Origin of the sequence: Citrobacter sp. 21OH12SH02A-Citro, from assembly GCF_027919895.1 — a bacterium.
GTDB lineage: Bacteria > Pseudomonadota > Gammaproteobacteria > Enterobacterales > Enterobacteriaceae > Citrobacter > Citrobacter braakii.
Genome location: NZ_CP114801.1, coordinates 1,973,227 through 1,982,956 on the forward strand (window position 1 = coordinate 1,973,227; position 9,730 = coordinate 1,982,956).

General features: G+C 52.5%; 12 protein-coding genes. All 12 read left to right on the top strand.

The genetic code is table 11. The features are described 5' to 3' along the window. The first annotated feature begins 3 nt into the window (after positions 1-3). The 12 genes from O6D90_RS09530 (at position 4) to O6D90_RS09585 (ending at position 9,729) form a co-directional block, all read left to right on the top strand. Entirely contained in the window at positions 4-180 is a 177-nt protein-coding gene (locus O6D90_RS09530) for a DUF2635 domain-containing protein (protein ID WP_088583006.1), read from the top strand. Beyond that, entirely contained in the window at positions 170-1,669 is a 1,500-nt protein-coding gene (locus O6D90_RS09535) for a phage tail sheath subtilisin-like domain-containing protein (RefSeq protein ID WP_088583005.1), read from the top strand. The genes O6D90_RS09530 and O6D90_RS09535 overlap by 11 nt, the downstream gene beginning before the upstream one ends. Beyond that, complete coding sequence (locus O6D90_RS09540) at positions 1,669-2,025, top strand: phage tail tube protein (protein WP_088583004.1); 357 nt, start codon at positions 1,669-1,671, stop codon at positions 2,023-2,025. Before O6D90_RS09535 ends, O6D90_RS09540 begins: the two co-directional genes overlap by 1 nt. Continuing rightward, the gene (locus O6D90_RS09545; RefSeq protein ID WP_086550240.1) at positions 2,025-2,348 is read left to right on the top strand and encodes a phage tail assembly protein; all 324 of its coding nucleotides are present in this window, start codon (positions 2,025-2,027) and stop codon (positions 2,346-2,348) included. The genes O6D90_RS09540 and O6D90_RS09545 overlap by 1 nt, the downstream gene beginning before the upstream one ends. Positions 2,349-2,432: 84 nt before the next feature. Further along, entirely contained in the window at positions 2,433-4,340 is a 1,908-nt protein-coding gene (locus O6D90_RS09550) for a phage tail tape measure protein (RefSeq protein WP_088583003.1), read from the top strand. Positions 4,341-4,449: 109 nt separating this feature from the next. After that, complete coding sequence (locus tag O6D90_RS09555) at positions 4,450-4,641, top strand: hypothetical protein (RefSeq protein WP_086550238.1); 192 nt, start codon at positions 4,450-4,452, stop codon at positions 4,639-4,641. 120 nt (positions 4,642-4,761) lie between these two features. After that, on the top strand, positions 4,762-6,063 hold the full coding sequence (locus O6D90_RS09560) for a DNA circularization protein (protein ID WP_088583002.1): 1,302 nt from the start codon (positions 4,762-4,764) through the stop codon (positions 6,061-6,063). After that, a complete protein-coding gene (locus tag O6D90_RS09565) occupies positions 6,060-7,139 on the top strand; it encodes a phage baseplate assembly protein (RefSeq protein ID WP_109018023.1) in 1,080 nt (359 codons plus the stop codon). The genes O6D90_RS09560 and O6D90_RS09565 overlap by 4 nt, the downstream gene beginning before the upstream one ends. After that, positions 7,139-7,687 (top strand): phage baseplate assembly protein V, encoded by a 549-nt coding sequence (locus O6D90_RS09570; protein ID WP_109018024.1) that lies wholly within the window; start codon positions 7,139-7,141, stop codon positions 7,685-7,687. The genes O6D90_RS09565 and O6D90_RS09570 overlap by 1 nt, the downstream gene beginning before the upstream one ends. Then, positions 7,687-8,112: a phage GP46 family protein gene (locus O6D90_RS09575; protein WP_145981106.1), complete on the top strand. Its 426-nt coding sequence runs from the start codon at positions 7,687-7,689 to the stop codon at positions 8,110-8,112. Before O6D90_RS09570 ends, O6D90_RS09575 begins: the two co-directional genes overlap by 1 nt. After that, on the top strand, positions 8,099-9,157 hold the full coding sequence (locus tag O6D90_RS09580; RefSeq protein WP_109018026.1) for a baseplate J/gp47 family protein: 1,059 nt from the start codon (positions 8,099-8,101) through the stop codon (positions 9,155-9,157). Before O6D90_RS09575 ends, O6D90_RS09580 begins: the two co-directional genes overlap by 14 nt. Further along, a complete protein-coding gene (locus O6D90_RS09585) occupies positions 9,148-9,729 on the top strand; it encodes a YmfQ family protein (RefSeq protein WP_109018027.1) in 582 nt (193 codons plus the stop codon). Before O6D90_RS09580 ends, O6D90_RS09585 begins: the two co-directional genes overlap by 10 nt. Position 9,730 lies beyond the last annotated feature (1 nt).

The following is a 9,730-nucleotide window of genomic DNA, read 5'->3' on the forward strand; positions in this document are numbered from 1 at the left end:
ACCATGTTTGTAAAACCCCAAAAAGGGCGGTCAGTACCTGACCCAGCCCGAGGCGACCTTTTGCCTGTTGAAGGGCGAAATGTTGAAGAAAGCAGCTACTGGCTGCGCCGGGAAGCCGCTGGCGATATCAGGCGCGTGAACAAAGTTAAACAAAAAAAGGTGGAAACCAATGACCGTTAGTTTCAGCACTATCCCGGCAAATACGCTGGTGCCACTGTTTTATGCTGAGATGGATAATTCGGCGGCAAATACAAGTCAGGAGTCAGCGCCGTCGTTGCTGCTGGGGCACGCAAACACCGGTGCGGCAATTGAGCCTGATTCGCTGGTACTGATGCCCTCCGCTGATTATGCGAAACAGATTTGTGGTACCGGCAGTCAGCTTGCACGCATGGTTGCTGCGTATCGCAAAACCGATCCTTTTGGTGAGCTTTACATCATTGCTGTTCCTGAGCCAGCGGAAGGAGTGGCGGCCACGTATATCCTGACCGTAACTGGCGCAGCAACTGAGAGCGGCACGGTGAATGTTTATGTCGGGCGTACTCGTATTCAGGCAGCAGTTGTAAGCGGTGATGATGTTGAGGCTGTGGCATCGGGCATTAAAGATGCAATCAATGCTGATCCGACATTGCCGGTTATCGCTTCGTCTGCTGCTGGCGTGGTCACTCTGACAGCGCGTCACAAAGGTCTGAGCGGGAATGACATCCCCGTGGTTCTGAATTATTACGGGTACGGTGGCGGGGAAGTTTTGCCCGCAGGCATAGCTGTAGCCGTCGCTGCAGGCACTGCCGGAACGGGGGCTCCGGTACTCAACGGTGCTATTGCCGCCATGGCCGATGAGCCGTTTGATTATATTGGTCATCCGTTCAGCGATTTGGCTTCGGTGAATGCATTTGTCAGCGAAATGAACGATACCAGCGGTCGCTGGAGCTATGCGCGCCAGCTTTATGGCCACGTTTATACCGCAAAACTCGGAACGCTTTCTGATCTGGTTGCCGCAGGTGATCAGCTTAACCAACAGCACATCACCCTGGCCGGGTACGAGAAAGAAACTCAGACCCCGGCAGATGAACTGGCAGCCAGTCGCACCGCACGTAATGCGGTCTTTATCCGTAACGATCCGGCGCGACCAACCCAGACAGGTGAACTCGTGGATATGCTACCGGCACCAAAAGGGAAGCGCTTCACGATGACCGAACAGCAGTCTCTGCTGTCGCATGGGATTGCAACGTCATACGTTGAAAGCGGCACGCTGCGCATTCAGCGCGACGTTACAACGTACAAGAAAAACGCCTATGGTGTTGCCGATAACAGCTATCTCGACAGCGAGACTCTGCATACCAGCGCTTATGTCCTGCGCCGTCTGAAATCGGTTATTACCAGCAAATATGGCCGTCATAAACTGGCGAACGACGGTACGCGCTTCGGTCCTGGTCAGGCGATTGTTACCCCGGCTGTTATCAAAGGGGAACTGCTGGCGACTTACCGACAGATGGAGCGCGCCGGGATCGTTGAAAATTACGACCTGTTCAAGCAATACCTGAAGGTTGAACGCGACGCGACAAACCCAAACCGTATCAACACTCTGTTCCCGCCTGACTATGTTAACCAGCTGCGAGTGTTTGCGGTCGTTAACCAGTTCCGCCTTCAGTATCAAGAGGAGTCCGCATAATGGCGCGCATTGCAGGTACCTGTTATTTCAAAATTGATGGTCAGCAATTATCCATGACCGGCGGTATTGAGGTGCCGATGAACACGAAGGTCAATGATGATGTCATTGGCCTTGATGGCTCGGTGGATCGTAAAGAAACGCACCGCGCGCCCTATATCAAAGGCACCTTTAAAGTGCCGAAAGATTTTCCGGTCAACAAGGTCACTACCTCAGACCAGATGACCATTACAGCCGAACTGGCAAACGGTCAGGTTTATGTCCTGTCGTCAGCCTGGCTGCACGGTGAAGCAAACCACAACGCCGAAGAAGGTACGGCGGATCTTGAATTCCACGGTGAAGAAGGGGATTACCAGTAATGAAAGAACTCAAACTCAGCAAACCGGTTAAAGCTCATGGTGAAGATCTCCATGTACTGGAGTTACGGGAACCCACATATGACGAAATAGAGGGCGTGGGATTTCCGTTTACAGTATCTGCGGATGGTGGTGTCAGACTGGACAGCGCTGTTTCGCTGAAATACATCCCTTTACTTGCCGGGATCCCCCGTTCTTCTGCAGCGCAGATGGCTAAGCTTGATATTTTTAAAGCCTGCATGTTGATCCTGAATTTTTTTACCCGATCGGGGACGGAGCAAACCTCCGACAACGCTTCTACAACACCGCTTACTTCTGGCGAATAAACCCTCTTGATCTCCGGCGGACGGCGATTTCTGAGTTCCTGACGCTGGAGTCAGAGGCTGTTCGCATCAACGAGGAAATAAAACATGGCTGATGACTTTCAACTAAAAGCGATTATTACCGCCGTTGACCGGTTGTCTGGGCCAATGAAGGGAATGCAGAAAAAGTTAAAGGGATTTCAGAAGGAAATGGCCGGACTGTCAGTGGGCGCTACCGCTGCCGGGGCGGCCATTCTCGGTGCGCTGGCTATGCCTGTTACTGCGGCGATGGGTTTTGAGTCGAAGATGGCTGACATCCGCAAGGTTGTTGACGGTCTGGACGACAGGAACGCATTTGCCGCAATGAGCGATGATATCCTGACGCTCTCCACTCAGTTACCGATGGCAGCGGAAGGGATTGCAGAGATCGTCGCGGCAGGTGGTCAGGCGGGCATCGCGCGAAGCGATCTAATGCAGTTTGCCAGCGACGCGGTAAAAATGGGCGTGGCGTTTGACACCACCGCTGAAGAGTCTGGTCAGATGATGGCGCAGTGGCGAACGGCGTTTAAACTGACCCAGGATGATGTGGTTGTTCTGGCTGATAAAATTAACTATCTGGGGAATACCGGGCCAGCAAATGCCGGAAAAATATCAGAGATTGTGACCCGAATTGGACCTCTTGGTGAGATTGCGGGAGTTGCTTCGGGGGAAATTGCAGCATTAGGTGCAACGATTGCCGGTATGGGTGTGGAGCCAGAAATTGCTGCAACGGGCATCAAAAACTTCATGAAAGCCTTAACGTCAGGCGGCGCGGCAACCAAAGCGCAGAGGACGGTTCTTGCTGCGCTGAAGATTGACCCGAAAAAGCTGGCTGCAGATATGCAGAAAGATTCGAAAGGCACGATGCTGAAGGTGCTTGACGGGATATCAAAAATCCCGAAAGAAAAGCAGGCTGCGGCAATGAATATGTTGTTTGGCAGTGAGTCTGCTGGTGCGATAGCACCGCTTCTCACCAATATGGACCTGCTGCGTATCAACTTTGAGCGAGTGGCAGACGCCCAGCAGTACGGTGGCTCGATGCAAAAGGAATATGCTTCTCGTGCGGCTACCACTGAAAACCAGTTAACCCTGCTGAGAAACAGTGTTAACGCCATTTCTGTCACACTGGGGGATACCTTCCTTCCGGTTATTAATGAAGCCGCAGAGGACGTGATGCCATTACTGGATCATGTCCGCGACCTGGTCAGGGAAAATCCTGAGATGGTGAAGTCAGTCGCGAAATTCGCCGCAGTACTCCTGGTAGCCGGCAGTGCCGTTGGCGTTCTGTCGCGTGCCTTCCGGATACTGAATAGTGTTATCAATCTTTCGCCCGCGAAACTGGCGATTGCTGTACTGGCATCCGGCGCCATGCTGATCATTAATAACTGGGATGATGTTGCACCGGTGATTAAAGAGGTCTGGCAGGAGGTGGATAGTGTTGCGCAGGCAATGGGGGGATGGGAAACCGTACTGGGTGGTGTTGGGATGTACATGACCGGTGCATTTACAGTGAAAACCATCGGTTCACTGCGTACAGCCTTTGCTCTTGCCAGTCAGTTATCAGGTGTTCTTGGGAAAATCGCCATGCTGGGCGCCACGACAGTTCAGATTGCGGTTGCCATTTATATGTTTGAGAAACTCAAGGAAATCGCCGATGCGGCAAAAGAGGCCGATCATACCGACTCATTCTGGGATTCCCTGAAGAATCGCTGGAATTCAGGCGGCTGGTATAACAACAGGCAGCAAAGAGAAATGTTTGCCGGTCAGACCACAAGGGATAACTACCAACCCACCGTTCCGCTGCTGCGGCCAGGAGCGGTTATGGACCGGGCGCAATCCCCACAGACGCAGCGTAGCGAACTTAACGTGTCTTTCGATAATGCGCCTCCAGGAATACGCGTTGCGACACCTGCCGGAAGTGCGACACCGTGGCTTTCTTATGATGTGGGATACAGTCGCTTTAGCAGAGATAGTTAACCCATCTGTCATGTTCAGTGTAACCCGCCAGAGTGGGTTTTCCACACCCTAACGGGTATGCTATTTTTTATGCAATCAGAGCGATGATCAGAATGCCGCTGGGGAGAACATGGATTCAACGCACGACGAAGAAAAACGCACAGAATTTGAAAAATTCATCATTGAAAGGTTTGGCGATGCAGTTGATCTCCGCCGGGCGACAAATGGCGATAACGGATATATATCATGGGAGGCAGCGGTTGCCTGGATTGTCTGGCAGGAACGCTCGTTGCATCATGAAATAACTTCTGCCGTGGACTGAGCGGGACGTGAGTTAGGTATAAGCATCGTTTCCGGTTTTGGCTACCATACAGGCGATATGTGAATTCCCATATCGATAATTTAACCCGCTTCGGCGGGTTTTTTAATGCCCGGAGTTTATATGGCGTGGAAAGACAGACTTCAGGATGCGTCATTCCGTGGCGTACCATTTAAGTTCGAAGGTGAAGGGGCGGCGGTTGGCCGTCGAGTTGAAACACACGAATACCCCAACCGCGATAAACCCTACACCGAAGATCTCGGTAAGGTCACCTTCCGGCCAAATATCACCGCCTATGTCGTCGGCGACGATTGTTTCGAACAGCGTGACAGACTAATTGAAGCACTGAATAAACCAGGACCAGGCACTCTGGTACATCCAACATATGGTGAGCTTAACGTCTGTGTTGATGGTGAGATCCGTGTTAGTACGACCAGTAGTGAGGGGCGGATGGTGCGCTTTGATCTACAGTTCGTCGAAGCGGGTGAACTTGAATATCCAACGGCTGGCGCAGCAACAGCTAACACGCTGGCATCTTCCTGTTCAGCACTTGATGATTGTATCAGCGACAACTTTGAACAGTTCGGCATGGGTGGTTTGCCTGACTTCGCTCAGGGAGATGTGCTTGAGCGTGCAACTGGCATCCTGGACTTTGTTTCTGATTCTATGGCGATGGTCGACAGCTATGTCGCAGACGCAGCGAGACTTATGCAGGGTGATATTTCTGTTCTTCTTCCTCCTCCGTCATCAGGAAAAGGATATGTCGAAGCTATTCAGAAAGTGTGGCGCACGGCGAACAGACTATCCGGAAATGCTTCTGACGTTATGAAAATGATTAAGGGGTTCGCCGGGATTTCGTTGGGATCAGATATGGCCCCGCGAGGTATATGGAAAACGGACAGCAAAAGCACACAGAGCAGCAAGGAACAGGGGAATTATGTTGCCAGTGCAGTACGCACAACCGCCATAAGCGAAGCGGTTTACGCTGTTACAACACTGCCAACACCTGCAATAACGACAAAGGAACAAACTCAGCAGTCTTCTGGATGGCCTGCTGTGACACACCCTGCGCTGAATAACGCACCGGATGAGACGGCGGTGGTTGATGTGCCGACGTGGGATGACCTCGTTGATATCCGCGACACGCTGAATACCGCTATCGATAAAGAACTATCCCGCACTACCGATGACCGTTTGTTTCTGGCTTTGCGCCGGGTGAAGTCGGACCTTAACAACGATATAAAACACCGCCTTGTACAGACCCAAAAGACAGTTATCAGGACACCTGATGAGGTAACTCCGGCACTGGTTCTGGCAGCGACCTGGTTCGATAACGCTGCACGGGAGTCTGACATTGTCAGGCGTAATGCTGTGGCTCACCCAGGCTTTGTGCCGGTATCTCCACTGAGGGTTCCTGTACGATGAACGATAACGTAACGCTGAGGGTTAACGGACGTGAATGGGGCGGCTGGACTTCGACACGTATCGGCGCTGGCATCGAGCGGCTGGCGCGCGATTTTAGCGTTGAGATCACCCGACAATGGCCTGGTGGAGATGGAATTTCCTCATTGCAACCTCGGGTAAAAAGCGGAGATAAAGCAGAAATACTGATTGGTGATGATCTGGTGGTCACTGGCTGGATTGAAGCAACGCCGGTTCGCTACGATGCGCGCTCAATTAGCGTTGGAATTAGCGGGCGCAGCCTGACTGCCGATCTGATTGATTGCGCTGCTGAGCCGACACAATTCAATGGGCAATCACTCGTTCAGGTGGCCGCTGCGCTTGCCAGACCTTTCGGTATAGCGGTTGTAAACGCTGGCGCACCGGGTGGCGCTATTCCCGGAGTACAACCCGATCACGGTGAAACAGTTATCGAAGTCCTCAACAAGATGCTTGGACAACAGCAGGCGCTGGCCTACGACGACCCTCGGGGCAGGCTTGTTATCGGCGGCATTGGTAGCACGCGCGCTCATACAGCTCTGGTGCTGGGTAAAAACGTTATTTCCTGCGATACCGAGAAAAGCATCCGTGAACGTTTTTCAACGTACCAGGTCTCGGGGCAGCGTGCCGGAAACGATGATGATTTTGGGGCTGCGACAACAACGGCGCTTCGCGCAAAAACAACAGACGCATCAATTGGCCGCTATCGTCCCATGGCAGTACAGCAGACGGGGCAGTCAACAGGAGCCAGTTGCATTGCTCGTGCTGAATTCGAGGCGCGCCAGCGAGCTGCACGTACTGATGAAACCACATACACAGTGTGGGGCTGGCGGCAGGGTGACGGTTCACTGTGGCAACCAAACCAGCGCGTTATCGTCTATGACCCCATTTGTGGTTTCAATAACCGCGAGCTGCTCATTTCTGAAGTGTCATTCACTAAAGACAACAACGGCACAATAACCGAACTACGTGTCGGGCCGCCGGATGCCTATCTGCCAGAACCTGAAAATGACAGCAAGAAGCATGGCAAAAAACGGAAAGTCAAAGAGGACCCGTTCTGATGAGCGTGATGCAAAGTCTGCAAAGGCAACTGTTAGGACTCATTGGCCGCGCTGTGGTGAAGAGTATCAACGCGGCTTCTAAGTGCCAGATGATAGATGTTGAGTTACTGGCTGGGCAGCAAAAGGCGGGCATTGAGCACCTTGAACCCTATGGCTTCACCTCTCGTGCAAAACCGGGTGCTGAGGCTGTTGTTCTGTTTCCTGATGGCGACCGTTCTCACGCCGTTGCGATCACCGTGTCTGATCGTCGCTATCGCATGAAGGGGCTCAAAACGGGGGAGGTCGCTCTCTACGATGACCAGGGACAGTCAGTCACGCTCACACGCGCCGGGATTGTTGTAGATGGTGGTGGCAGGGTGATTACGTTCAAAAACGCGCCAAAAGCCCGTTTTGAAATGGATCTTGATGTTACTGGTCAGGTCAAAGACCTCTGCGATTCTGGTGGTCTGACAATGTCAGCCATGCGCGTTGCCTACAACGGACACCATCACAAAGAAAACGGGCAGGGAAATAAAACCGATGCACCCGATAACAAGATGGAGGTGTGATGGAACTCTGGCTGACAGTCAACGGAACCCGGGTAAATGCCAGTTCTCAACTTGACCCACTTACTCGCGCAGTGGTGATTTCGTTCTTCACTCACCGGCGCGCAGACCCTGACGACAATGCTGATGTACCGATGGGGTGGTGGGGAGATACCTGGCCGATGGTGGCCAACGATCGCTATGGGTCAAAGCTATGGCTTTTACAACGGAGCAAGCTCACAAACGCGCTGGTGAATACGGTGCGAACGTATCTCCGCGAATCCCTTCAGTGGATGCTCGATGACGGTGTTGTGTCCAGGATAGATATAGATATACAGCGAACCGGTATCAATGAACTGGGAAACAGCATTGTTCTGTGGCGCCGGGATGGTCCGGTAACAATTTCTTTTAACGATTTCTGGAGCGTGATTGCAAATGGCGGACAGTGAATTTCAGCGGCCAACGCTGGCCGAAAACATCAGCATGATCCGCACCGACCTTTTTGCTCGGCTTGACATCAATGATGAGCTTCGCCGCATGGATGAAGATGTCAGGGCCAAAGTTTATGCAGGGGCGCTGCATACGGTTTATGGCTATATCGATTATCTGGCGATGAATATGCTGCCTGATCTTTGCGACGAGTCATGGCTTTATCGGCATGCGGCGATGAAACGATGTCCGAGAAAAGATGCCGTGGCCGCATCAGGTTTTATGCGATGGGATGGCGTAACGAATGGGCTTAAGGTGAGTGCAGGATCGGTCATTCAGCGTGACGACCTTGTTCAGTACATCGCCCAGGCAGATGCAACGAGTGCTGGTGGCGTGCTTCGTGTACCCGTTGCCTGCAGCGTGACAGGTACGACCGGAAATATGGATGATGGTGAGACGCTCTCACTGGTTACGCCGGTTAACGGACTTCCTTCTGGTGGCATGGCCGATACGATCGCTGGCGGTTTTGATATTGAAGACCTTGAGGTCTGGCGTGCCCGTATTCTGGAGCGCTACTACTGGACCCCGCAAGGCGGCGCTGACGGAGATTATGTTGTCTGGGCAAAAGAAGTGCCTGGCGTAACGCGCACGTGGACTTACCGGCACTGGATGGGGACGGGAACGGTTGGCGTTATGATTGCCAGTAGCGACCTGATTAACCCGATTCTTGATGATGCAACAGTGGCTGCAACTCAGGCGCATATTGAACCGCTGGCCCCCGTAGCGGGTTCAGACCTCTATGTATTTAAGGGAACGCCAAAAACGGTCGATTACACCATTGACCTGAATCCGGATACTCCTGAAATACGCGCCGCAGTTGAGGCCGAGCTTCGTTCATTCCTGTTGCGTGATGGCTATCCGGAAGGAACGCTTGAACTGTCCCGTACAAACGAGGCGATTTCTATAGCGGCCGGTGAGTACAGCCATAAGCTGCTTTCGCCAACAGCTGATACGGCAATCGCAAAAAATGAACTGGCTGTACTGGGGGTAATAACGTGGGCGTGAGTAATGATGATTATGTCCAGTTACTGAGCGCGCTGCTTCCGCCAGGGCCGGCATGGTCAGTTGATGATGTTGCGATAAGTGGCGTAGCGCCTTCTTTGCTCAGGGTGCATCAACGTGCTGATGAACTGATGCTGGAACTTGATCCGCGCACCACAACAGAACTTATTGACCGATGGGAGCGGTGCTGCGGCCTGCCTGATGAATGCATTCCATCAGGAGCACAGACGTTACGGCAGCGACAGCAGCGACTGGATGCAAAAGCGAACCTTACCGGAGGGATAAACGAAGATTTCTACCTTCGTCAACTGGCTGCACTGGGGAAGCCCGGAGCCACTATCACGCGCTATAACAAGGGACCCTTCAAGTGTACGTCATCGTGTATGGATGCGACCTATTCGACTGAATGGCGTTACTACTGGCAGGTAAATATGCCTGCTTCAACAAACACCACCTGGATGACCTGCTCAGACAATTGCGAAACGCCCATTCGTTACTGGGGCGATACTGTTGCCGAGTGCGTTATCAATAAACTGTGCCCGTCCCATACCTACATAATATTCAAATATCCGTAAC

Bases quoted from the DNA above. Each gene is read 5' to 3' on its own strand.
- O6D90_RS09540 (WP_088583004.1), top strand. From the start codon at position 1,669: ATGGCGCGCATTGCAGGTACCTGTTATTTCAAAATTGATGGTCAGCAA.
- O6D90_RS09550 (WP_088583003.1), top strand. From the start codon at position 2,433: ATGGCTGATGACTTTCAACTAAAAGCGATTATTACCGCCGTTGACCGG.
- O6D90_RS09555 (WP_086550238.1), top strand. From the start codon at position 4,450: ATGGATTCAACGCACGACGAAGAAAAACGCACAGAATTTGAAAAATTC.
- O6D90_RS09580 (WP_109018026.1), top strand. From the start codon at position 8,099: ATGGCGGACAGTGAATTTCAGCGGCCAACGCTGGCCGAAAACATCAGC.
- O6D90_RS09545 (WP_086550240.1), top strand. From the start codon at position 2,025: ATGAAAGAACTCAAACTCAGCAAACCGGTTAAAGCTCATGGTGAAGAT.
- O6D90_RS09570 (WP_109018024.1), top strand. From the start codon at position 7,139: ATGAGCGTGATGCAAAGTCTGCAAAGGCAACTGTTAGGACTCATTGGC.
- O6D90_RS09575 (WP_145981106.1), top strand. From the start codon at position 7,687: ATGGAACTCTGGCTGACAGTCAACGGAACCCGGGTAAATGCCAGTTCT.
- O6D90_RS09535 (WP_088583005.1), top strand. From the start codon at position 170: ATGACCGTTAGTTTCAGCACTATCCCGGCAAATACGCTGGTGCCACTG.
- O6D90_RS09560 (WP_088583002.1), top strand. From the start codon at position 4,762: ATGGCGTGGAAAGACAGACTTCAGGATGCGTCATTCCGTGGCGTACCA.
- O6D90_RS09565 (WP_109018023.1), top strand. From the start codon at position 6,060: ATGAACGATAACGTAACGCTGAGGGTTAACGGACGTGAATGGGGCGGC.
- O6D90_RS09530 (WP_088583006.1), top strand. From the start codon at position 4: ATGTTTGTAAAACCCCAAAAAGGGCGGTCAGTACCTGACCCAGCCCGA.